Raw genomic sequence first — 24,596 nt, forward strand, 5'->3', positions numbered from 1 at the left:
TGTTTTTTTTCAAGGAAATTTGACACTGACTGTAGAATATATAAAGTATTAGGAAATTTAAGATTGCCATCGCTAGATGGTAGAAAATTAGCCTATTTATAAAATAATCCCCTTTTCGGCTATCATAGAAAGGAAGAGGCAGAAAAAGGAGTTTATCATATGAACATTAGTAATTTTTCAATTAAAAGACCAGTCTTTACAATTGTAACGATGCTTTTTGTCATTTTATTAGGCGGTGTATCGTTATTAAAAATACCAATTACTTTAATTCCGGAGTTAAATCCTCCGATAGGTGTAGTAGTCACCTCCTATCCTGGAGCAAGCCCTACAGAGGTGAATGAGAGAGTAACGAAGCCTTTAGAGGCAACACTAGCCACCTTACCAGGCATTAAGAAACTACAGTCAACCTCGCAAGAAGGAAGCAATTTAATCGTCCTTGAGTTCAATTGGTCCACCAACCTAGAAGATGTCCAACTTGATATTTTACAAAGAATTGATATGACACCTCTTCCCAATGATTCGGGCAAGCCAAGCTTTTTAAAGTTTGATCCATCTCAATTTCCAATTATTCAGCTATCATTGCGCGCAGAAAATGAAAATGTTGATGTGCGCTTATTAGCAGAGGATTTAGAAAAAGAGCTTCGACGGACAGAGGGTGTCGCAAGTGTGAATGTTTCGGGGAAGCTTATAGAGGAAATACAAATTACATTAGATGAGGGAAAGCTAGTCGAAAAAGGCTTAACACAGGCAGATATTATTCAAATCGTTCAAGCGAACAATGTATCACTTCCTGGTGATCCGGTTTTAACTAATGATGGAAAAATGTTAACAACACGGATTGTTAGTACATTAACCTCCCCTGAAGATATAGCCAATTTAATCGTTTCTGTGAATCCTTTAACAGGTGAAGCGTTAACAGTTGGCAATCTCGGCTCTGTTAAAAGGGCAGAACAGCCATCTGTAACGACAACTCGTGCCAATGAGCATGCAGCAGTTCTTATGTCTGTCATACAGGAGTCGGGTGCGAATACTGCAGAAGTGTCAAAGGAGTTTCAACAAACCTTAAATGATCTGCTAGAGAAAGAGCAATACAGGGGAATAACAGCAGACATATTAGTAGATCAGGGCAACTACGTGGATGTTGCTATCAGTAATATCGGCTCTTCCTTAATTTTAGGAGGATTGTTTGCAATGTTCGTCCTTTTTGTGTTCTTACGCAGTATAAAGAGCCCTATCATCATTGGTATCGCTATCCCCTATTCAGTTATAGTGACATTTGTATTGATGTTTTTTGCTGATTTTTCACTCAATATTATGACTTTAGGTGCTCTAGCTTTGGGTATTGGCATGCTAGTGGATAATGCAATCGTTGTTATTGAAAATATTGAAAGACACTTAGGGCTAGGAAAAGATCCTATTACAGCAGCAATGGAAGGGACAAGGGAAGTGGCTCTTGCTATCACAGCTTCAACACTAACAACAATAGCTGTCTTTATTCCTGTTATGTTCATCGAAGGATTGATTGGACAAATTTTCACAGAATTTGCTCTCACAATTTCATTTAGCTTAATTGCCTCTTTAGTAGTTGCCCTTACAGTAGTGCCGATGCTAGCGAGTCGTCTTTTAAAAATGAAAAGTATTAACGTTTACGAGCAGCGTAGTCAATCTCAATTTTATAAGCGATACAAATCGTCTATTGTTTGGGTTCTGAAGCATCGTATGCTCATACTAATTTTCACAGTAGCTTGCTTTGGCCTATCATTATTCGGATTGACTAGAATTGGTACTGAATTTTTACCACCTACCGATGAAGGATTCACAACCATTAGCGTCAATCTTGAAAAGGGTGTAGCTGTATCTGAAACTGAAAAGGTTGTCAGGAAGATCGAGGAACGTTTAAAGCAGGAAAAAGATGTAGATGTTTATGTTAGTTTAATTGGTGGCACACAACAATCTCAATCACGTGGACAAACTAGCCCGAACCAAGCAGAAATGTATGTAAAGCTAGTGCCTTTAGTGGATAGAGAACGCTCAATTTTTGAATTTGTCGAAGAGTTAGAGCAAGAATTACAGGGAGAGTTAGGAGATAAGACTGAGCTGACATTTAACGTATCGACAGCAACTGGCTCATCACCACATACTTTAACGTTTAGATTAACTGACTCTGATGAAGGAAGGCTCCAACAGGCTGTTAATAAAGTGCAACAAGAGCTACAAGCGATTGAAGAAGTGACGAAAGTCTCCACAGATTTAGATAATACTGTTCAAGAAATTCAAATTGAAGTCAATCGAGAGAATGCAAAAGATTATGGTTTTGTACCGGCCCAAATTGCACAGTCTGTCAATCAAATGACAAGAGGACAATTAACGTCCCAATTAATCGCAGAGGATGGTGCTGTGTTACCTATCTACACAGGTTTCGGACAGACCTTCAACGATAGTGTGAATTCACTAAAAGCAATGCAACTTCGTTCACCTGCGGGCTTGTTTGTGAAATTAGAGGATGTTGCTACAGTTTCTATAGAAGAGGGTCCCATCTCTATTCGTCGTTCTGATCAGGCTGCAGCAGTGGCATTTTTTGTTGAATATGAAACGAAGGAATCTTTAGGCGGAATGTCAACAAAGGTAGATAAAGCAATAGAGAGTGCTCATTTATCACCTACTACGCAAATTGTATTTAGCGGTGATCGAGAGCTTTATGATAGTGCAATCGATGATATGCTACTAGCCGTTATTCTGGCAATTATATTAGTTTATATTGTGATGGCTGCTCAATTTGAATCATTCAAATATCCGTTTGTCATTATGTTTACGGTGCCATTAATGATCATAGGTGTAGCAATTGCCATGTTTGCCACAAATACATTAATAGGTGTGACATCTGTAATCGGAATTTTAGTGCTTGTAGGGATTGTTGTAAATAACGGTATTGTGTTAGTTGATTATATTAACCAGCAAAAAGCGAATGGTATGTCAGCGTATGAAGCCATTTTACTGGCTACTCAGGATCGTCTCCGTCCAATCTTAATGACCGCGTTAACGACTATTTTAGGATTGCTTCCACTTGCACTTGGCATTGGGGAAGGAACAGAGATGAATCAACCGATGGGAATTGCAGTGATTGGAGGACTTGTGACGTCCACGTTACTAACACTATATATTGTACCGATTGTTTATAGTTTAGTGGATAAGGAAACAAGAAAGATGCGTTAGAATCGAGGGGGAATGGGAGATGAAAGTTCATTTTTTTACTGGTTTTCCTGGTTTCATTTCAAGTCAATTAATTAGGACATTGTTCCAAAAAAAACAAACACAACAGGTTATAGCAATCGTATTAGCTGGCGAAACCATTAAGGCTCATCGAGAAAAAGATAAAATATTAAAGGAGTTTCCTAATGGATCGATTCGTATTGTTGAGGGTGATATTACCTTGCCGAACCTCGGTTTAGATAATCAAGTGATTGAAGAAATCGTACCTCAAATTGAAGTGCTCTGGCATTTGGCAGCTATATACGATTTAGCTGTACCCCGTGATATTGCTTGGAAAGTGAATGTACATGGGACAACAATGGTGAATGAATTTGTGCGCACTTTACCCCATTTAAAACGCTATATGTACTTTAGTACGGCATATGTGGCTGGTACACGTGAGGGGGTACTGCGTGAAAATGAACTGATTCGACCATTCGCATTTAAAAATTATTATGAAGAGACAAAATATGAGGCTGAGCTCCGAGTAGAAGATTTAAAATCCGAAATTCCATTAACAATTATTAGACCTGGCATTGTGAGGGGACATTCGGAAACGGGTGAAACTATTAAGTTTGATGGCCCCTATTTCTTTTTAAATTTAGTAGAACGTTTAAAATGTTTACCTATAATTCCTTATATTGGAAAGTCTACATCTACGATCAATGTAGTACCAGTAGATTATATATTAAATGCCTCAACTTTTTTGGCATCAGAACAAGAGGCTGAAGGCAAGACCCTTCATTTAACAGATCCAAATCCTCACCCTGTACAGGAAGTGTATCGTACTATGGTGAAACTAGTAACAAATGCTTATCCGAAGGGACATTTACCGTTTGCGTGGGCAAAGCTATCCTTGCAAATTCCTTTTATTCGGAGAAAGCTAGGGGTGGAGCAGGAGACATTAGATTATTTAACATGGAATGCCACATTCGACACGACTGAAGCCCAGCAAATTTTACAAAAAGGTGGAATTACATGTCCTGATTTTATTCGGACGATGCCGCGAATGATTGATTTTTATTTAGCACATAAAGAAGATAAGAGCTACCAGATACAAATTAAGTAATGAAAAAACCATATAGATATTTTTGTAAGCTGTAAATGATAGTGCTATAATGTTTGAAAGAAGATACCTTCGACACTTTGTCAAAGGGGAGTAGCTAACAGGTTTTGCAATTATTTTACCTGGTTTCACATTCGTCAAGACATGGTTTTACCATCGGGTGTGATAGTGAATGGCTCTATGCGTAAAATGATGACTGATGACGTGTAGATTGATGTACCGATAAGGTACTAATTTACTTAGCGAGACCTTTGCCTACATAAGGCAGGGGTTTTTTTCTTTTGTACTTTAGTGGAACTAGTCATTTGGGTATTTAGAGCTTAGAGGAGGCACTAGCATAAATGGAAGCAATAATATTACAATACGGCTGGGTTTTAATTGTCCTAGTTGTATTAGAGGGATTACTAGCAGCTGATAATGCAGTAGTAATGGCTGTAATGGTCAAACATTTACCGCAAGAACAACAAAAAAAGGCGTTATTTTATGGACTATTTGGCGCCCTGATTTTTCGATTTGCTGCTCTTTTTGTCATTACAGTTTTAGTAAACTATTGGCAAATACAAGCAGTAGGTGCGGCTTACCTGCTATTTATGTCTGCGAAAAATATTTATGATTTACGTAAACATAAAGATGATGAGGAAGAGACGAGTGAAAAAGCTGGGAAAAAGGGTTCTGGATTCTGGTTAACGGTACTCAAAGTAGAAGCTGCAGACATTGCATTTGCTATTGATTCCATGTTGGCTGCAGTAGCTATCGCTGTCACATTGCCTCATTTGGGGAATTTTGATATCGGTGGCATTAATGGTGGACAATTTATCGTCATGCTCCTTGGTGGGTTTATCGGGGTTATTATGATGCGTTTTGCTGCCCAATGGTTTGTCAAAGTATTAAATGATTATCCTTCACTTGAAACAGCTGCATTTTTAATTGTAGGCTGGGTAGGTGTGAAGCTTGTTGTCTTAACATTAGCCCACGAAAAAGTAGGGATATTACCTGCAGAATTCCCACATTCCACTGCATGGGAGTTAACATTCTGGATTGTCTTACTCGGCATAGCATTTGTAGGTTATCTAGTAGGGGTTCGAAATAAAAAATAGCTTAGATTGAATTATCCAGCTGTAGTCAAAAGCCATCGAAAGTATGATCTGACCCAAAAAAGTTAGACATATTTAGTTAAGCAACTGCTAAGACCTGAGTTCGGTACTCCACCGGGCTTAGGTCTTTTAATTTTTCTTTCATTCGTTTGTGATTGTAGTAGTGAATATAGTCATTGAGCTCCTGTTCAAAATGTGCCATAGATTCAAATTCTTGTAGATACAGGAGTTCAGATTTTAATAAGCCAAAGAAATTTTCGATGACTGCGTTGTCCAAACAATTACCCTTACGGGACATACTCTGCGTAATACCATGTTGCTTTAATGTTTGTTGATACTTTTTCATTTGATAATGCCAACCTTGATCTGAATGAAGAATAACTTGATCACTTGATTCAAGGCGCTCCAATGCTTGTTCTAACATATTATGGACTAGTTTATACACTGGACGCTTCATAACCGAGTATGCAATGATTTCGCCATTACATAGATCAAGGACGGGTGATAAATAGCGTTTCTCACCAAATAGATGGAACTCTGTCACGTCTGTTACCCATTTCTCGTTCATTTTTTCCGCTGTAAAATCGCGTTGTAATATGTTTGGGGCAATTTTTCCGACGTTACCTTTATACGAACGATATTTCTTCATGCGGACTTCACACTTTATGCCAATGGCATTCATCAAGCAGTTAATCGTTTTCGGATCATGATGAATACCAAATTTTTTTAGTTCTTTGGTGATCCGACGATAACCATAACGTCCCTTATGTTCATGATAAATGGACTGAATTGCGACTTTCACATCAGCGTATTTATCATGACGATTCAAACGCTTTTCCCAGTAATAATACGTACTACGTGGAATATCAGCGACTTTGATTAATTCCACTACTTCATAGATTTCCTTTAGTTCATAAATTACTTGCGCTTTGATTTGATTGGTAATTTTTCTTGCATTTGAACTAAAGTATTCAACTTTTTTAAGTACGCATTCTCCATTTCTAATTGTTTGATTCGTGCTTCTAACGCCTCAACAGATCCTTCAGCTGGTGTTGATTTCGTTGTTCTTTTTGTCTCTTTTTTCATAGATAGATGCCCCTTTTTCTTAGAAACAAGAGCATCATAACCACCAACTTCAAACTTCAACTTCCAATTCCGAATCATGCCAGGAGATGAAATATTGAATAGTGCAGCTGTGTCTCTCGAAGATGTACCTGTCTCGTTCATATAATTAAGTACATTCATTTTATAGTCAGCTGAATAGTTTGTATAGGACTTTAAGAAAGTCTCTACGCCATTTTTTTGATAACGGCGAACCCATTCACTGACAATCTGAGCTGTCACACCGATATCATTCGCAATTCCGATCAAAGTTTCATTTCCATTTAAATATCGTTGAACTGCTTGAATACGTTGTTCAACACTTACTTTTGTCATAAAAAAACCCCCGTAAAAGTTAGATTAATGTCTAACTTTTACGGGGCAGTTCAGTATATGATCGATGGCTTTTGGTATTTTCTTTTTCTATGATATTTTACTACTAAATCTAATCTCACTTTTTCGGCTTAAATCTTGGAGAGCTTACGTCATGAATGTGATTTTTCGTCAACATTGTTTGTCACTCTAAGGATTTACTTTTCAACAATAAAAAAATAGCTTAGAATCAATCGGAGTGACTGTTTATAAAGTATAGCCGTTAATCTCCACTACGGGCTGACGTTTCCACTGGCGGGGCCGAGCTGCTTCCCTCGCTGCGCTCAGTCCAGGATCTCGACATTCCCACTTAGTCGCCACCCTACGATCCGATCAACTTCTACATTATCACTCCACCTACATACTTCGAGCTTTTTTGAGCTAAATTCATTAACCCATTTTGCAGTGAGAGAAAATCTTTACCTGAGTATGTTCGATAGGCAAATCATAGTGAAAATACTCAATAGAAGATATAAAATTTTCTTCGCAAATTGCTTCAACTCCAGAAATTTCGTATGTCATAGTTGGATAGTTTGCTTGTAAAAGTACCTTTGCTTCTTCAGATTCATCTGGATGTAATGTATCCTTAAAATGCAAAAAAAGCAAAACACTCCTAGTTATTAGTAATACTAATAATCCTCCGATTGTAAAAAAAAATATACTCCAAGCCTTTAACCGCTTATTCAAAACTTCACCTCCAAAATAAAAAAGCATTTTTGTTCAGATATCGTCCATTTTCAAAAAGTATAGTAATAACTATTCCTCTTTCTTTTTTCTTGTATTTTTTCTATACTATAATCTATCTAGTTGGGCATCATATGTAGGAGGGGTTGTTAAAGTGCCTTGGAAAAAATCTTCCAATAGACTTGTCACACCATTTCAGGTACTTGTTTCTTATTATTTTATAGCTATAGCGATTTCCTTCCTGTTATTACGGCTTCCAGGCGTTCATCAAGAAGGAGTAAAGGTATCCTTTTTAGATAGTTTATTTACGGCAGTAAGTGCAGTAAGTGTAACTGGTTTAACAACTATTAATATTTCTGAAACGTATACGACATTTGGACTTGTGATGATTCTTGTTATTTTGCAGTTAGGCGCAATTGGTATTATGTCACTGGGTACCTTTGTGTGGCTCTTAGTCGGGAAAAAAATAGGGATGCGTGAGCGTCAGTTAATTATGATTGACCACAACCAGTACAATTTGTCTGGTGTTGTGAAATTAATACGTGAAATCTTAAAAATCTTAATTGGTATTGAGGTAGCAGGTACGTTTATTTTAACTTTACATTTTACCAATTATTTTGATACGTTAGAAGAAGCATTCTTACACGGAGCATTTGCTTCAATTTCTGCTACGACCAATGGGGGATTTGACATTACGGGAATGAGCTTATTGCCATTCCATGATGATTATTTTGTTCAACTGGTGACAATGGTACTTATTGTGTTAGGGGCAATAGGTTTCCCTGTCTTAATTGAACTAAAAACTTTCTTACTCAAACGTCATGCGAATTTTCGATTTAGCTTGTTTACAAAAATTACTACGTCTACTTATGCCATTTTATTTGTTGTTGGTGCTCTGGTCATTTTACTTCTCGAATCTTTCCATTCTTTCAAGGAAATGTCCTGGCACGAAGCGCTTTTTTCAGCGATGTTTCATTCTGTATCGACAAGATCTGCTGGGCTTACAACTTACGATGTGACGACATTTAGTGAGGCGACAGATATTTTTATGAGTTTTCTCATGTTCATAGGTTCTTCTCCAAGTTCAGTGGGGGGAGGAATTCGAACAACCACTTTTGCCATAGCTATTTTATTTTTAATTACATTTGCAAGAGGGAGAGAGGATATTCAAGTGTTTGGGCGAGAAATTCATTTAATTGATGTTTTCCGCTCCTTCGTTGTCATCTTATTAGCCTTTTTCATGGTTTTAATTGCAACGATTATTTTGCTTATTACAGAGCCACATGCATCCCTTATTCAAATTATTTTTGAAATCACCTCTGCGTTCGGTACTTGTGGTATGTCGTTAGGAATAACTTCAGATTTATCGGTTATTGGTAAAATTATTATTATTATTTTAATGTTCATTGGTCGAGTTGGTTTAATATCCTTCCTGTATACGCTAGGTGGTGGTGGACGAGGAAAGAAATCGAAATTCCATTATCCAAAGGAACGCGTAATAATTGGGTAACGCTCACAGAACACAGAACATTGATATATAAGGATTTGTTGAGGGGTAATCATGATATTGCCCCTTTTTTCTGTCAAAAGTGTTAAGTAAAAATGTTTTTGTTTGGTAGCTACATAGCCGAGTGAGCTTGCATTTATAAATTAAAACTGTCATACATGAAACAATCTTCTTTTCGAAAGCCAGAAATAGCATAAAGAGTAATTGACTTTCTTCTATTATATAGGGTAAAAAGAGATAAAATTGTCGAAAGTTGTCATTACAACTGTATATACATTAAAAACATCTATACTAATTCTATACATTTTTTAGAAAACGAAAATTAACTATTGAAATGGAATAGGTAGTTCCAATAAAATAAAAAATACAACTAGCAAATAAATGTAAAAATTATGAACAGAATAAGATGTCTGATATAGGATAAGAGGGCTCCATTTGTTACTAAAACGCCTAAATGTGTAAGTTGTCACAAAATATTCGGAAAATTTAAAATTTAATTTCCCGAATGTGAACATTTTAAGTGGGTATATTTTCAACGTATAGATTGTTTGTTTTTAAGAAATTTGCCCTAAACTTTTTTAAAATGGCTATGAATACTTGACTAATAGATTAAGCAGGCAGAAACGCTATAAAACAGCCACCCGTTTCTTTTTCAGTGCATCTTTAAGAATTGTTTAAGACATAAAAAAAGCTAGTCCTGATCGCTCATACAGGACTAGCGTTTGTTATTAAAGTGTGGGGATTGTTGCAAAGTAAGGTGCTTGACCATGACGGAAATAAGTTAATAGATAGCCATCTTTTTGTACAATTTTGCCATTCAAGAAATCATCATAATTGAGAGCATGTGGAATTACCAAAGTATGCTTAAACAGCTCTTTCTCAGTAAGTTTAAAGTCTGCAAATTCCTCACCAGCGATAGCCGGATTTTCACGTAATGTCTGGTAGATTATTTTTTGTTGCTCTACTGTTGGGCGTTCCTTCCACCATAGTTTACGTGGCTGGAATTGCTGAGCCGTTAGATAATCTAGTTGCATTAAGCTTTGTATAATATTTAAATTCGCGCCATCTACAGTTTCTAAGAACATTAGTAAACGACGGAATAAATCTTCTAATTGATGGCCAATACGGGACCATCCCTTAGTTTCCCAATACGTACCGAAGCTTTGGAAAAAATCAAATGGTGTATCGAAGACCTCGGTTACTAAATATTCGATTGTATGATCCATACGATGATCATTCCAATATTTTTCCAGAACATCCTCTGCATGTTTAATGCGAACAATGTCATCAAATGTGAGGACATTATTAGAAAAGATTTCATAAGGCGCTAGATCGATGTAAGTATAACCAAACTTCTCAGCCTCCACTCGAAGCCCGGTACCGCGTAAAAGCTTTAAAAAACCAAGTTGAAGTTCTTCTGGTCGCATGGCAAAAACATCATTAAAGGTTTGACGGAAGCTTGCGTAATCCTCTTCAGGTAAACCTGCTATTAAGTCTAAATGTTGATCGATTTTTCCTCCATCTTTAACCATTGTCACTGTTCGTTTTAGTTTTTCAAAGTTTTGGCGACGCTGTACAAGTGTATTGGTTAAATCGTTTGTAGACTGAACACCAATTTCGAAGCGGAACAAACCTCTCGGCGCATTGTCATTTAAAAATTGGATAACTTCCGGACGCATAATATCGGCAGTAATCTCAAACTGGAATACAACACCTGGTTTATGTTCATCAATTAAAAACTGGAACATTTCCATAGCGTAGCTACGGCTTATATTAAACGTTCGATCCACAAATTTTATAGTTCTAGCGCCATTATCCATTAAGAAACGAATATCTTCCTTAATTTTTTCCCGGTTAAAGTATCGAACACCAACCTCTATAGAAGATAAACAGAATTGACAGCTAAACGGACAGCCTCTACTTGTTTCAATGTACTGAATACGTTTCCCAAGGTGAGGAAGATCCTCTTCAAAGCGAAACGGACTCGCTAATTCACGCAAATCTATCTTAGGTGGTTGAGCGTGAATCTTAACTTTTCCGTCCTCCAAATAGCAAATTCCAGGGACATCCTCCAGTAATATCTCACCGTGTAAATAACGTAACAATTGCTTAAATGAAGTTTCTCCTTCACCCATCACTATGAAATCTACTTCAGGTATACGGCGTAGCCAATGGTGAGAATCGTAAGAAACCTCAGGACCTCCAAGCAAAATTTTAACATCTGGACAGACCGTTTTTAACATTTTAATAACATGAATTGTTTCTTCAATATTCCAAATATAACAGCTAAATCCAACGATATCAGGTTTTTTTTGGAACAAATCTGATACAATATTAAAAGCAGGGTCTTTAATTGTATATTCTGCTATAATTGGATTAAATTCGGGTGAAGCGGCACCTTTTAAATAGCGCAATGCTAGGTTTGTGTGTATATACTTTGCGTTTAAAGTAGTTAAAATAGTATTCATACAATAATCTTCCTTTCAATATCTAATTGTATCAGTCAAGTATTTGACATACAATATAATTCTTTTTACCTATTTATTTTGTGAACAGTTCGTGAAATAATTTAAAATACTTAAATTTACTAAATTTTGTAATAATAGAATCGTGCTGTCATAATGTATAGTAAAGGCTCAAAATTCGATTTAGAGGTTTTTTACTCTTTTGAAAGGTTCGGTGAGAAAGTTGAAGCAAAATGATATTAATCAATGTTTTGGAAATCTTATGAAAAGTACTTCGTCACCAACACTTATACTCAATAAAGCAGGGAAAATTTTGAACGTCAATGAGGCTGCTATCCAACTATTTAATCTTAATTTAACGTATATTGGCAATTTGGCTATGGACGAGCCATCTAAATTTAAATGGGCGAAGTTCGTCCAACAACTACAAAAGGATTTACGATCGGAAGAAATTTTCAACATTCGCACAGTAGGAAATGAGTACGAAATGTTATCATTTAAATGTTTCTACGACCCAAATGCAGAAGAAATTGTTGCACAAATTTCAACATTAAATGAAGATGTTGCCCATAAATTATACGTTAGTCAAGAGCATGAAAGATCCCAATCTTTTAATGCATATGATTACTTACCTTATGCTGTTATTGTAAGTGATGCTAGCGGTATTATTCTTGGGCTTAATAAGTATGCAGAAATGTTTCTCAAAGTAGAAAGCTCTCAGCTACTCCATAAAGCTCATCAGCATATATTTGATCTATTTACATTGAAAAAAGGGCAAATTACATCCTACCTTTCTAAATTAATGGGTGACAAACATGCAAGTCTTCACGTTGTCGATGAAACACAAGTAAGTAGAACTTGTTATTATGAAATTTCCAGTATTTTTGATGAATACAATAATATTATTGTCACAGTTATTAATGATGAAACAGAGAAGAAGCAACTTCAACATAAAGTGGAGCATCAACAAGCTTTGAATGTTGTTGGACAAATGGCTGCGAGTATTGCGCATGAAATTCGTAATCCATTAACTTCTTTAAAGGGTTTTACTGATTTATTAAAAATAAATGCTGACGATGAATCACGCATGTACCTTTCTGTCATTGATAGTGAGCTTCAACGAATGGAACAAATTTTATCAGAGCTTTTAGTTTTGTCCAAGCCATCAACTATGAAAGTGGAGTTATTGGAACTAGATCATATTGTAAAACAAGTCATTGAGTTCATGTTACCAGATGCACTCATGAAAAATATTATGATTCAGTACATTTCAATTCCAAATCAAGTTTATATTGGTGGAAGTGAAAATCGTTTAAAGCAAGTATTAATGAACCTCATTAAAAATGCGATGGAATCCATGAATAACGGTGGTACGATTACTGTAGAAATGACAACAAATGACTGCGCGATTGTTGAACTTACAATTAAAGACGAAGGCGTTGGAATGGATAGCACAACCCTTCAAAACCTATTCCAGCCTTTTTACACGACAAAATCAACAGGGACAGGACTGGGCCTTGCATTCGTGAAAAAAGTTATCGAAGAGCACGATGGAGTTATAGGTGTTAATAGTGAATTACAGAAGGGGACATGCTTCCATCTACAGTTCCCAATCTATACATTTAACCAAGTGGATACAATGGAAGTATCCACAAAAGATTCTGCCTATTTAGTAACATAAAGAGAGTAAAAATGGTTGGATAACAACAATATAACCTTCTAAATCGGATAATGCTTTTGACAATGCTTTTCTAATATCGCTATAATGTCAAGTATAAAGAGCGAAGTGAGAGGAAAAGAATATGACGTCAGAAGACTTAAAACAATCTTTAAAATTATATATTGTATTGTCACGTGCACTTAAAGCTATCAATGAGACAACACATCAATTATTTCAGGATAATGGTTTAAACCCAACTGAATTTGCTGTTCTCGAGCTTCTTTATCATAAAGGAAGACAGCCATTACAGCAAATTGGCAATAAAATTTTACTTGCCAGTGGGTCTATTACGTATGTCATTGATAAGCTTGAAAAAAGAGGCTATTTATTGCGTGTATCCTGTCCTTCAGATCGTCGTGTGACATATGCAGAAATCACGGATGAAGGCGAAGCATTTATGGGGGAACTATTCCCAAAGCATGAGCAGCATTTGCATGAAATAATGAGCGTATTATCTTCAGAAGAAAAAGAGCAAGCTATTACGTTATTAAAGAAAATGGGCCTTTCTATTAAAGATTTATCTTATTAAAAAAGTTGTCTCATTCATTTGAGACAACTTTTTTAATCATGTGGATAAAGAAAGATCTCAAATATACATAAAAGGACGATAGACAATGCCTTGTCTATCGTCCTTCTTGTATTACAAATTATTATTTTTTAGAAATAGTTGCTGCCATGTTCATCATAGCATTCGTTAAATCTTGCTTATCATTATCGTGAATCGTTAATTTTGTAATGAGACCATCATTTTCAAAAACAACCCCGATTACTTTCTCTGTGTCAAAGTCTACAACATAACCTTCAATATTTTGAACATCCTTAAATGCAGCTAATTCATCAGTAGTTAAAGCTACTGTTTCACCTACAGCATTCATATAATCTTGCATAGCTGTTTTTACTTCAGTAAAGCTTGATTGTGATGCTTCAATTGTTTCAATACGCATAAACACTTCGTCATCATCATTAGATACTAGCATATCTTTACCTGGCTCTTCTTGCGTTAATGTGAATCCTGGAAGTTGTTGTAGCTTATAGCTTTGGTCAACACTTTTAGATTCAGTTGCCTTTTCTGTTTTATCTACACCATTTTGTTTGTAAGTCACATCTTGTTGTGGCTGTTTAGAAGCATCCTCAGTATTTGTTTCATTTGATGCAGGTGTATCTGTATTCTCTTCCTCTTGTGCTTCACCTGCTGTATCATCGCCAGATGGTTTTTGATCGGCAGCAGTATCAGACGGCTCATTTTGTTGAGTATCTGAATCCTCTGTTTTTTCAGAGGTATTACAACCTACAACTAGTACTGCTGTTAATAATAATGCAAGAATTGAAAATAATTTTTTTTGCATAAAAAACCCTCCTTTTCTAAATTAAACGTTAGTAAAGCTAAAATGTTTCCAAATAATAATGTTATGATGTTAAAGGTAACACTAAAAATAATAATAGTACAAAAACAACATGAGCTACAATAACAAGTGGCATACTTTTCCGCCATTCATACAAGAAGCCCCAAATAATACTTGTCACCAGTGCAGCAACCACGCCTAAAATAAAACCACTGAGGGCAATGGAGATTGCACATAAAACTGCCGTCACTAGGATAGCCAGAGTAGGGCGCATAAATCGTTTTAATTGTTGCTGAACATAACCACGCCAAAATAATTCTTCGCCGATGGCAACAATAAAAACAAGTAATGCATAGTGCCAAATATTTTGTGGTCCATAGTTGGTTAAAAATTTATGAACAGATTGTACTAAGTTATTATTAATAAATGGAGCAAGCCAATAACCGAAGCGAATAATACCATAAGTGATGGTACCGTATCCAATCCCAAAGAGTAAAAATTGCCATGTGGGTAATTGATCTTCAATAGAACCAGCTAATATGGCAATGGCAATACATACTAGTAAAGTAAATGCATACATGTACCAAAATACTGCCTGGTTAGCAAAGGTAAAGGCAAGCATGCCATAAACGAATAATAGAGAAAGGAGTAATAGTACTGTTTGTTTTGAATTTGTTAGCATATACGACCTCCATGCTTTAATTTTATCAAAAAAAAAGCCCCATATCATCTATAAAGACAAATAGGGACTATTCAGACTATTAAGCTTCATTCGTATATAAAATTTTGTAACGTTTATGATTGACGACCGTTTTCTCTTCAATTTCAAGGGAATCAAAATTCTCCATATATGTTAAGTTAACGATCACCGAATTTTCATTTACCTTTTCGACAATACCTTGGAGACCATTTTTAAACTCGATAATATTTCCAACTTCAGCTATTTTCACAGACAGTCAGCTCCTTCATCGACTAATAATATACAGTTTGCATGAAAAAATGGTAAACGTAAAGCTTTTTTTAAATAATTCATAATTTATTACACAAAAGATGAAAAGAAAGGAATAAAACTAATGGAAAAATACGAAAATATGCTTAAACAATTACAAAATGGGGAAATAGGAAGTATTGAAATTCAAAAGGAAGATTTTTACGAATTTCGAGAAATTCTTGTAGGGCATCCTTTATTTAAACATTTCAGAGGTGAGGCCAAGCAAAATGGACGAATTATCTATACTTATAACGAAATACCTAGGAGTTAATTTGTCGAACATTGTCGTAAGTTAATGCTGTAAGAAATGAAATATAAATGTATAATAATGGTATGATTATTTGTGTGTGGAGGGTTGTATGAATGGTCAATCTACTCTTGAAACAAATGGAACAAACTCGTGAGTTGATGATTCGCTCTGGTGTTGAAAACGGGTTACAAAATGCAAAAACCATTCAACTGAGTCGCAGATTAGACCAGTTAATGAATACCTATTATAGACAGACAGCATTTGATGAAGAAAAAGACCAAGACGAATAAAAAGATTGTTCCAGTATTCAGAGTAATAACATTTAAAAAATAGATGTTTAAAATGCATTTTAATGGGGAATAACTTACTATGAACACAGCAACATTCTCATTTCCCCCTTTAGAGCAGTGATCCCCCAATCACTTGCTCTCTTTTTTTTGCTTATTCGGTATATATGCAAGTTATCTAATTATTAGTACAAGTTATAGGAAGAGTTTGAATTATTTTATTTATTCGCCTAAACTGAAAACATCAAGTCACGTAGGTGAAAGAATCCTAACTTTTATGACAAAGGAGTATATACATATGAAAAAGCAACGTATTGCATTTATCGGAACTGGTGTAATGGGGACAAGTATTATTAAACACTTATTGAAAAATGACCATGAGGTGACGGTGTACACTCGTACTAAAGAAAAAGCAGAGCCGCTAGTAGCTTTAGGAGCATTATGGGCTAGTTCGCCAGCAGAAGCATTTAAACATCAAGACATTGCTTTTACAATGGTTGGCTACCCCTCAGATGTTGAAGAGGTTTATTTTGGAGATAATGGTCTTTTCAAAACAGCTGAACCTGGCAACCTTATCATTGATATGACGACTTCAGAGCCATCTTTGGCTAAGAAAATATATGAGCATGCACAAACTATTGGTGTAGAGTCTTTAGATGCACCTGTATCAGGTGGTGATATCGGTGCGCAACATGGTACATTGTCGATTATGGTCGGTGGCGATTTGACAACTTACGATAAGGCTTTACCGCTGATGAAGCATTTTGGAGAAAATATCGTTTATCAAGGTGAGGCAGGGGCTGGTCAACATGCAAAGATGTGCAATCAAATTGCCATAGCTTCAGGCATGATTGGGGTATGCGAATCGCTTGCTTACGGTCTCAAGGCAGGGCTAGATTTACCAACCGTATTGCAGTCCATTGCATCAGGTGCGGCAGGTTCTTGGTCTCTAAGTAATTTGGCACCACGCATGATCAAAGAAGACTTTGCACCAGGTTTTTATATCAAACATTTTGTGAAGGATATGAAAATAGCTTTGGATGAATCCAAGAAAATGGGAATTACTTTGCCAGGATTGGCGTTAGCCTATGAAATGTATGAAAAATTGATCGAAGAGGGCTATGGTGATGATGGTACACAGGCTCTTCTTCAACGTTATAGATAATAAAAATCCTATTTGGATAAAAGAACCTGAAGTTTCTTCATTTTGGAGAGACTTCAGGTTTTTTTGTTACTCTTTCCCAAAAAGTTGGGCGTCTAATGAAAAGCTAGAAGCACCAGCTAGAGTGAAGTATAGTGCAATTGCACCCAAGGCTAAATCTAATTCGTATCCCGCTAAACCATCAGCTCCAATAAAGCCAATACTTAGCTTAGCTGTGAAAATGGCTACAATCATAGTCATTGTTAGTAATGCGCCAAAAATTCTTGTTGCTAAACCTAAAATAAGGGCAATACCTCCCACTAACTCAATAATTGCAACGATATACGCCATAAATCCTGGTATACCTAAACTATCAAAGAAGTCTGCCGTGTAGCTAATGCCTCCTTGAAATTTTTGAAAACCATGCACCGCAAAAATAATGCCGAGAACGACACGTAAAATAGTTGAACCAATGTTTTGCATTATAAAATATCTCCTTTTCTTTAACTTACAATTCGTAACCTAGTTTATTTTTAAAAACAACTTTTGTCAAGTAACTAAATGTGCTTTAAGAACTGAATATTGAAAGAAGTGTTATACTGTTGTATATGAACTACTAACAATGGAGGCTTGTAACGTGGATCAAAAAAAAATTTGTCCTCGATTTGAAAAGGCGCTAAAAATAGTCAATCATCGCTGGAATACTTTACTCATTTTTCAATTATTAGATGGTCCTCAGCGGTATTCAGTTATTAAAAATCAGTTAAATATAAGCAGCCGCGTCTTAACTGAGCGATTAAAGGAGCTAGAAATCGAGGAAATTGTATTACGTACTGTCATTCCTTCTACCCCAGTCGTCATTGAGTATGAACTTACTGAAAAGGGATACGCACTTGCACCCGTACTAAAAGCAATTGAACAATGGTCTTCTGAATGGGTAGCAATAACAGAAGAATAATAAAAAAGATATTCAAGCGAGGGGGCTTGGATATCTTTTTTTGATTGAAGAAAGCATTATTTATCGATCTTTTAGCAGTTATGTTTCAATGAATTTACTGTTATATTGTAAATAATATTAATTTTCTTTAAAAAAAGAAATTTTTCATTACGGAAAGAAATTAATTGATTATTATAGAGAATGTAAGGGAGGGTTTTATGAAAAAGAGTTCAGCAATAGACGTCCAGCATCGAAGTCAGTTAGCGATTTACTTATCATTACCAATACTTTCTTGGGCTTTCTATGATTTTGCTAATACAATTTTTTCTTCAAATATTAATACCATTTTTTTCCCGTTTTATATGGATGAGGTATTAGGAACAAATGAAGTTATGCAACAAGTAGCTAGTACATTTATTTCGTATGCGAATGCCATTGCTAGCTTATTACTTGTAGTATTTTCTCCACTTTTCGGAGTGTGGATTGATAATACTGGCTATAAAAAAAGATTTATTGTCTGGTTTGCTTCTATTTCCATTCTTTTTACTTTTATGATGGGGATATTTGCGGATTTACAGATAACCACTCATTACTCAGGCGTACCCCTTAGTTTATTTTTAGTCGTGGCAAGTTTTGTCATTGCAAAGTTCTTCTTTAATTCAAGTCTAGTATTCTATGATTCTATGATGGCAGATTTAGGAACGAAAGAAGAAATGCCACTTATATCTGGCTATGGCGTTGCAATTGGGTATTTGGGTACACTTTTTGGTCTTCTCGTTTATTTGTATGTTGGCAACAGTGATTTTCATCGTGCATTTATTCCTACTGCAATTTTATATTTATTATTTTCACTGCCTTTATTTTTGATCAATAAAGATACGCCAATTCCAAAAGCACAGAGGAAGTCTTTAAAATTTTTAGATGGCTATAAAGAAATTATTCAAACCTTTAAGGATATGAAGCAATATAAGGCGATCTTTACTTTTATGATTGCTTATTTCTTTTTGAATGATGCTATCGCTACTACGATTGCAATGATGGCCGTTTACGCGACGGCTATTGTCGGTTTTAGCTCGGGTCAATTTATCATTCTTTATTTAGTCTCTACTGTATCCACGATAATTGGGTCTTTGGCATTTGGCTATATTACAAAATCAGTAGGCGCTAAACGCGCGATTACTATGGTAGCCCTCATTATGATTGTCGCTTTAGTGTTTGCTGTATTTGCGACAGCACAATGGATGTTTTGGCTTGCAGGTAGTCTTTTTGGTATATCACTTGGCTCTATGTGGGTAACGTCTAGGACCTATATTATTGAATTGTCACCAGATGAGAAACGTGGACAGTTCTTTGGCTTGTTTGCTTTCTCTGGGAAAGTATCATCCATTATTGGGCCAGCCGTATACGGAACAGTTACATTATGGATGAAGGATTACGGAACACTAGCTAGCCGTGTCGCACTATCGACGCTAATCGTCATGACAGTCATTGGCCTATTGGTACATCTAAAAGTTAATGATAAAAATGGAAATAGCAAGTAGGAGAAATGTATTGCCTATGATACAATTGAATTATAAATTGAAGTAGAGAAAGGAGCGGGGTTGCATTGGAACATAAAGGAATATTATTAGAAAGTGGCACAAATGAGCTAGAAATCGTTGAATTTGAAGTAGCTAACAATAAATTTGGTATCAATGTAATTAAAGTAAAAGAAATCATTCAACCGATTCCAGTAACATTTATTCCACACGCGCACCCGCATGTAGAAGGAATCATTCAATTACGAGGTGAAGTATTACCAGTTGTGGATATGCTACGGGTACTTGGAATTCAGAGTACTGAGCGTAACCCGCAACAAAAATATATTGTTGCTGAATTTAATAAGCAACGTGTTGTGTTCCATGTGGATAACGTGACACAAATTCACCGTATATCATGGAATCAAATTGAAAAGCCTTCAGATATGTATCAAGGCGGAACATCACAAGTTATAGGTGTTATTAAACAAAACGAGCAAATGATTCTACTACTCGATTTCGAAAGAATTATGGTGGATATTAATCCTGAATCAGGCATAAGTGTGGAATCTGTTAAAAAGCTGGGCAAACGTGAACGTACCGGTAAACGTATTTTAATTGCAGAGGATTCACCATTATTACGGAAGTTATTATTTGATACGATGAATGAAGCGGGCTATGACAATGTAGAGTTCTTTGAAAATGGCCGAGATGCATATGAATACTTAGAAGGAATTGCGAAGAGCGGTAGTGATATCGCAGAACATATTCAATTAGTCGTAACAGATATTGAAATGCCGCAAATGGATGGGCATCATTTGACAAGAAAAATCAAAGAGCATCCTGATCTTCAAAAACTTCCAGTTATCATATTCTCAAGTCTAATTACGGATGACCTTCGTCATAAAGGTGATCAGGTAGGAGCAGAAGATCAAATTAGTAAGCCAGAAATTGCAGAGCTCATCCTACGTGTTGACCAATTAATTCTGTAATAGTTGTGCTTTACATGATACTTCACAATTTTAATAATGGGTATCCTGAAAGTATAAATAAATGAAAGTAAAGTCGGATGCCTTTAAAGTATCCGACTTTTTTGTATAGGTCTACATATTGTGAACAAAATAATTAGAAGATGCTTGAAGGATGTGATTATTTGAATGAACTTAAAACAGCCATTATTGATATCGGCTCCAATACTATTCGTTTAGTGTTATATCAGTACAACAATGAAGAGGGACTCCATGAACTAGGCAATATTAAAACGGTGGCACGTTTACGTACATATATACAACCCTCTGGTGAGATGTCTGAAGAAGGAATCTATGTGTTAGCCGAGACATTACAAACATTTAAAGCGATGTTAGAAGATTTTGAAGTGACAGATGTGAAAGCGGCGGCAACGGCTGCTATCCGCCAAGCGTCTAATCGTGACCAAATAATTGCAGAAATGAAAGTACGAACTGGTATTCAAATTGAGCTTTTATCAGAAGAAGAAGAAGCATATTTTGGCTTTGTAGCTGTTGCTTATTCCAGTGGAACCAAATCGGGAGTTACGATTGATATTGGTGGTGGTAGTACCGAAATTACGCTGTTTGAAAACAAAGAAATTCTGCAATCACATAGCTTTCCATTCGGGACAGTTTCTTTAAAGCAACGTTTTGTGAAGGGCGACATTATGAATAGCGGTGAAAGAAAGGTGCTTATTGCCTTTATAAAAGAGCAATTTCAAACATTATCATGGATTCAAAATAGTGGTTTACCAATTATTGCAATTGGGGGGAGTGCACGTAATATTGCACAGATTCATCAACAAAAACATGATTATCCCATTGCTAGTGTCCATGGATACGAAATGACAAAAGAAAATTTAGATGAATTAAGCTTATTTTTAGGTCAATTAAGCTTCCAAGAATTGAAGCAGCTAGATGGCCTGTCTTCAGACCGAGCTGATATTATTTTACCTGCCTTAGAAGTATTTAGAGTGTTAATGGATACTGTAGGAACCAAGTCATTTCAGCTTACGAAGAAGGGTTTACGTGAGGGACTGATTATTAAAAAGATTTTGCAAGCAGATAGCAATGCCTTTGATAAATATAATGTGTTTGAAGGAAATGCCAGAAGGCTTGCACGACAGTATGGTCGAACAGAAAAAGAGGTTGATTATTTGATGCATTTAGCTGATCAATTGTATCGCGAATGTTGTCATTTAGGCTATTTAACATATAATGTAGAAGATTTGCAGTTAATAAGAAAAGCAGCGAAGGTTTTTAATATCGGTGAATATATCGAATTAAGCTCTGCAAGCCAACACACCTTTTATTTGATTGCGAATCAATCTATTGATGGTTTAAATCACCCAGAAAGAGTCAAACTAGCCCTTCTAGCCTCTTATAAAAACAAAGATTATTTTGAACGATTTGCTGCCCCGTTCTCCACTTGGATGAATCGTGAGGACTATCGAAAAATACGAGATTTTGGAGCGTTATTAAAATTTGTCTATGCTTTAAATGTCTCAAAGCGAAATGTTGTACATGCAATTGAGATGCATCCAGAGGAAGATTATGTACAGCTCAATATTTATGTAAAGAACAATGCAGCAGCTGAAAAGTATCAAGCTAATCGACATAAAAAGCATTTAGAGCGAGCATTAAAAATCCCAATGACAATCAATTTTATTGAAGAAGGATGGAATACGGATGACAACTGAAATAACTAATAACGAGCTGAATGAGGAAGAGTTTTTAAAAAATCATAGTCAATTATTAGAGGAGATTGCGAAGCCTCAATACTATAATAATCGAGAGTTAAGCTGGCTTGCTTTTAATGAACGTGTATTAGAGGAAGCGGAGGATGTGAATAATCCTCTGCTCGAACGTTTGAAATTTTTAGCTATATTTAGCTCAAATCTCGATGAGTTTTTTATGGTACGTGTCGCTGGCTTACAAGATCAAGTTCGCGCAGGGTTCCATAAAGCTGAGAATAAATCTGGGTTAACACCAAAGGAACAATTAGCTAAAATTGCAGAACGTACACAGGCTTTAGTGCGTCGACAAACTGAAGTATACCGCCATTTAATCTATGATTTATTACCACAGCATAATGTACATATTGCAGACATGAAAGATTTAAATAGCACACAAAAAGCTTTTATTAATGAAATGTTTGCAGAAACTATATTCCCAGTTCTAACACCTGTAGCAGTAGATGCGTATCGTGCATTCCCTACATTGCTAGGGAAAACACTCAATTTACTTGTCCTTTTAGAGCAGGATGAATCGGATCTTGAAAGTCGCGAAAAAGTGGCAATCGTTCAAGTGCCATCTGTTTTAGATCGTTATATTAAAGTGCCCACTGAAGAAGGTAAAACGGTCGTTGTATTGTTGGAAGATGTCATTGTAGCGCATATTGAAAAATTATTTTATGGCTATAGCGTAAAATCAGCACAAGCCTTCCGTTTAACAAGGAATGCAGATTTAACGATCCATGAAGAGGGAGCAAGGGATCTTCTCGTTGAAATTGAAAAAGAATTGAAGAAACGTAAATGGGGAGTAGGAAGCCGTTTAGAAGTTCGAGTTGGAGAAATGAATGAGGAAGTACTTCTCTACTTATTAGATGAATTTGAAATTGAAGAAAATGACGTTTTCCATATTGATGGACCTTTAGATTTAACCTTTATGTTCTCTTTTGTTAAAGGTATAGCTGTTGGTCGTGAACATCTGGAATATGAAAGTTTTATTCCACAGCCACCTTTAGATTTACAATCCGATGAAAATATTTTTGAAAAAGCATTAACACAAGATATCTTTTTCCATCATCCATATGAATCATTTGCACCAATCGTTGATTTTATCTCTGAGGCAGCCGTAAATCCCAATGTCTTAGCAATCAAACAAACATTATATCGAGTAAGTGGTAATTCACCCATTATTCAAGCACTGAAGCTGGCAGCAGAAAATGGTAAACAAGTAACAGTTTTAGTTGAATTAAAGGCCAGATTCGATGAAGAAAATAATGTGCATTGGGCAAAACAGCTAGAACAAGCAGGCTGTCTTGTTATTTATGGGATGAACAATTTAAAAACACACTCCAAAATCACATTAGTCGTTAGTCGTCGGAATGGCAAAATTGAACGCTTTGTTCATCTTGGCACAGGAAATTATAATGATGCCACTGCAAAAATTTACACGGATATGGGCATAATAACGACAGATAAAGAATTTGGTATTGATGCGACAAACTTCTTTAACTATTTAAGTGGCTATACAGAAAAACCTACATTTAATCATTTAGTCGTGGCACCTTTTGATATTCGAGATGAATTTATTCGATTAATGGATGAAGAAATTGCTTGTCATAAAAAATACGGGAATGGTTTTATTCGAGCTAAAATGAATTCATTGACAGACAAAGATCTTATGATGAAGTTATATGAGGCTTCGATTGCTGGGGTAAAGGTAGAGCTTATCATACGTGGTATTTGCTGTATTAGACCTGGTATCCCTGGCATTAGTGAAAACATTACAGTAACAAGTATTGTCGGTCGTTTCCTTGAACACTCCCGAATTTATTGGTTCCATCATAATGGAGAGAATAGAGTATATTTATCTTCAGCTGATATGATGACACGCAATATGATTAAACGTGTAGAAATTTTATTCCCTGTATATGCAAATGAAGCAAAAACTCGTATTATTGACATAATGAATACACAATTAATGGATACTGCTAAGGCTCGTATTCAAGATTCCAATGGTAAGTATCATTATAAAGATTTTGATCGTAGTGAAGATCCATTGAATAGCCAGGAGATTTTCTTACAAGATGCATTAAAGCCTACGCTAGACGAAGAATAGAGCAAACACGATACTTAGT

21 protein-coding genes are annotated in these 24,596 nt (G+C 35.9%); 14 read left to right on the forward strand and 7 right to left on the reverse strand.

Translation table 11 applies throughout. The features are described from left to right. Positions 1-159: 159 nt before the first annotated feature. From MKY80_RS03690 to MKY80_RS03700, 3 genes are all read left to right on the forward strand, one after another. A complete protein-coding gene (locus MKY80_RS03690) occupies positions 160-3,213 on the forward strand; it encodes an efflux RND transporter permease subunit (RefSeq protein ID WP_090003284.1) in 3,054 nt (1,017 codons plus the stop codon). A gap of 19 nt (positions 3,214-3,232) precedes the next feature. After that, on the forward strand, positions 3,233-4,318 hold the full coding sequence (locus tag MKY80_RS03695) for an SDR family oxidoreductase (protein WP_008174165.1): 1,086 nt from the start codon (positions 3,233-3,235) through the stop codon (positions 4,316-4,318). 338 nt (positions 4,319-4,656) lie between these two features. Then, on the forward strand, positions 4,657-5,412 hold the full coding sequence (locus MKY80_RS03700) for a TerC family protein (RefSeq protein ID WP_008174164.1): 756 nt from the start codon (positions 4,657-4,659) through the stop codon (positions 5,410-5,412). 76 nt (positions 5,413-5,488) lie between these two features. On the opposite strand, the gene MKY80_RS03705 is transcribed toward MKY80_RS03700, so the two are convergent. Beyond that, a protein-coding gene (locus MKY80_RS03705; protein ID WP_342529695.1) for an IS3 family transposase occupies positions 5,489-6,846 on the reverse strand; the annotation gives its coding sequence in 2 pieces (ribosomal slippage) (positions 5,489-6,393 and positions 6,393-6,846; 1,359 coding nt in all). 426 nt (positions 6,847-7,272) lie between these two features. After that, positions 7,273-7,569: a hypothetical protein gene (locus MKY80_RS03710; protein ID WP_342532071.1), complete on the reverse strand. Its 297-nt coding sequence runs from the start codon at positions 7,567-7,569 to the stop codon at positions 7,273-7,275. 151 nt (positions 7,570-7,720) lie between these two features. Here MKY80_RS03710 and MKY80_RS03715 point away from each other — a divergent pair, with 151 nt between their 5' ends. After that, positions 7,721-9,076: a potassium transporter TrkG gene (locus MKY80_RS03715; RefSeq protein WP_089985187.1), complete on the forward strand. Its 1,356-nt coding sequence runs from the start codon at positions 7,721-7,723 to the stop codon at positions 9,074-9,076. Between the two features lie 725 nt (positions 9,077-9,801). Here the strand turns inward: MKY80_RS03715 and MKY80_RS03720 are convergent. Continuing rightward, positions 9,802-11,541 carry a B12-binding domain-containing radical SAM protein gene (locus MKY80_RS03720; RefSeq protein WP_008174148.1) on the reverse strand — a complete coding sequence of 580 codons (1,740 nt, stop codon included), beginning with the start codon at positions 11,539-11,541 and terminating at the stop codon, positions 9,802-9,804. Between the two features lie 310 nt (positions 11,542-11,851). Here MKY80_RS03720 and MKY80_RS03725 point away from each other — a divergent pair, with 310 nt between their 5' ends. Together MKY80_RS03725 and MKY80_RS03730 are read left to right on the forward strand one after the other, a co-directional pair. After that, the gene (locus MKY80_RS03725) at positions 11,852-13,219 is read left to right on the forward strand and encodes an ATP-binding protein (RefSeq protein WP_237068727.1); all 1,368 of its coding nucleotides are present in this window, start codon (positions 11,852-11,854) and stop codon (positions 13,217-13,219) included. Between the two features lie 121 nt (positions 13,220-13,340). Beyond that, complete coding sequence (locus MKY80_RS03730; RefSeq protein WP_008174146.1) at positions 13,341-13,787, forward strand: MarR family transcriptional regulator; 447 nt, start codon at positions 13,341-13,343, stop codon at positions 13,785-13,787. A 121-nt stretch (positions 13,788-13,908) separates the two neighbouring features. Here the strand turns inward: MKY80_RS03730 and MKY80_RS03735 are convergent, their stop codons facing one another. The 3 genes from MKY80_RS03735 to MKY80_RS03745 all read right to left on the reverse strand — a co-directional run bounded on the left by MKY80_RS03735 (position 13,909) and on the right by MKY80_RS03745 (position 15,551). Next, a complete protein-coding gene (locus MKY80_RS03735; protein WP_089985192.1) occupies positions 13,909-14,604 on the reverse strand; it encodes a hypothetical protein in 696 nt (231 codons plus the stop codon). 61 nt (positions 14,605-14,665) lie between these two features. Further along, the gene (locus MKY80_RS03740; protein ID WP_043989700.1) at positions 14,666-15,283 is read right to left on the reverse strand and encodes a CPBP family intramembrane glutamic endopeptidase; all 618 of its coding nucleotides are present in this window, start codon (positions 15,281-15,283) and stop codon (positions 14,666-14,668) included. 79 nt (positions 15,284-15,362) lie between these two features. Further along, positions 15,363-15,551: a DUF2187 family protein gene (locus MKY80_RS03745; protein ID WP_004224583.1), complete on the reverse strand. Its 189-nt coding sequence runs from the start codon at positions 15,549-15,551 to the stop codon at positions 15,363-15,365. 123 nt (positions 15,552-15,674) lie between these two features. Here MKY80_RS03745 and MKY80_RS03750 point away from each other — a divergent pair, with 123 nt between their 5' ends. The 3 genes from MKY80_RS03750 to MKY80_RS03760 all read left to right on the forward strand — a co-directional run bounded on the left by MKY80_RS03750 (position 15,675) and on the right by MKY80_RS03760 (position 17,294). Beyond that, positions 15,675-15,863 carry a hypothetical protein gene (locus tag MKY80_RS03750; protein WP_008174143.1) on the forward strand — a complete coding sequence of 63 codons (189 nt, stop codon included), beginning with the start codon at positions 15,675-15,677 and terminating at the stop codon, positions 15,861-15,863. 92 nt (positions 15,864-15,955) lie between these two features. Beyond that, positions 15,956-16,132: an aspartyl-phosphate phosphatase Spo0E family protein gene (locus MKY80_RS03755; protein ID WP_008174142.1), complete on the forward strand. Its 177-nt coding sequence runs from the start codon at positions 15,956-15,958 to the stop codon at positions 16,130-16,132. A gap of 295 nt (positions 16,133-16,427) precedes the next feature. Next, positions 16,428-17,294, forward strand: a complete 867-nt coding sequence (locus MKY80_RS03760) for an NAD(P)-dependent oxidoreductase (protein WP_342532080.1) — start codon at positions 16,428-16,430, stop codon at positions 17,292-17,294. Positions 17,295-17,360: 66 nt separating this feature from the next. On the opposite strand, the gene MKY80_RS03765 is transcribed toward MKY80_RS03760, so the two are convergent. Beyond that, positions 17,361-17,753 (reverse strand): DoxX family protein, encoded by a 393-nt coding sequence (locus MKY80_RS03765; RefSeq protein ID WP_008174140.1) that lies wholly within the window; start codon positions 17,751-17,753, stop codon positions 17,361-17,363. Positions 17,754-17,907: 154 nt separating this feature from the next. On the opposite strand from MKY80_RS03765, the gene MKY80_RS03770 reads away from it, so the two are divergent. From MKY80_RS03770 to MKY80_RS03790, 5 genes are all read left to right on the forward strand, one after another. Then, entirely contained in the window at positions 17,908-18,228 is a 321-nt protein-coding gene (locus tag MKY80_RS03770; protein ID WP_043989697.1) for a helix-turn-helix domain-containing protein, read from the forward strand. Between the two features lie 197 nt (positions 18,229-18,425). Next, positions 18,426-19,748 (forward strand): MFS transporter, encoded by a 1,323-nt coding sequence (locus tag MKY80_RS03775; protein ID WP_008174138.1) that lies wholly within the window; start codon positions 18,426-18,428, stop codon positions 19,746-19,748. A 65-nt stretch (positions 19,749-19,813) separates the two neighbouring features. After that, the gene (locus MKY80_RS03780; RefSeq protein WP_008174137.1) at positions 19,814-20,716 is read left to right on the forward strand and encodes a chemotaxis protein; all 903 of its coding nucleotides are present in this window, start codon (positions 19,814-19,816) and stop codon (positions 20,714-20,716) included. Positions 20,717-20,877: 161 nt separating this feature from the next. Beyond that, entirely contained in the window at positions 20,878-22,431 is a 1,554-nt protein-coding gene (locus MKY80_RS03785; protein WP_239354224.1) for a Ppx/GppA family phosphatase, read from the forward strand. Continuing rightward, a complete protein-coding gene (locus MKY80_RS03790; protein ID WP_008174135.1) occupies positions 22,421-24,577 on the forward strand; it encodes an RNA degradosome polyphosphate kinase in 2,157 nt (718 codons plus the stop codon). The genes MKY80_RS03785 and MKY80_RS03790 overlap by 11 nt, the downstream gene beginning before the upstream one ends. Positions 24,578-24,596 lie beyond the last annotated feature (19 nt).

Origin of the sequence: Lysinibacillus sp. FSL R5-0849 (assembly GCF_038595075.1) — a bacterium.
GTDB classification, from domain to species: domain Bacteria; phylum Bacillota; class Bacilli; order Bacillales_A; family Planococcaceae; genus Lysinibacillus; species Lysinibacillus fusiformis.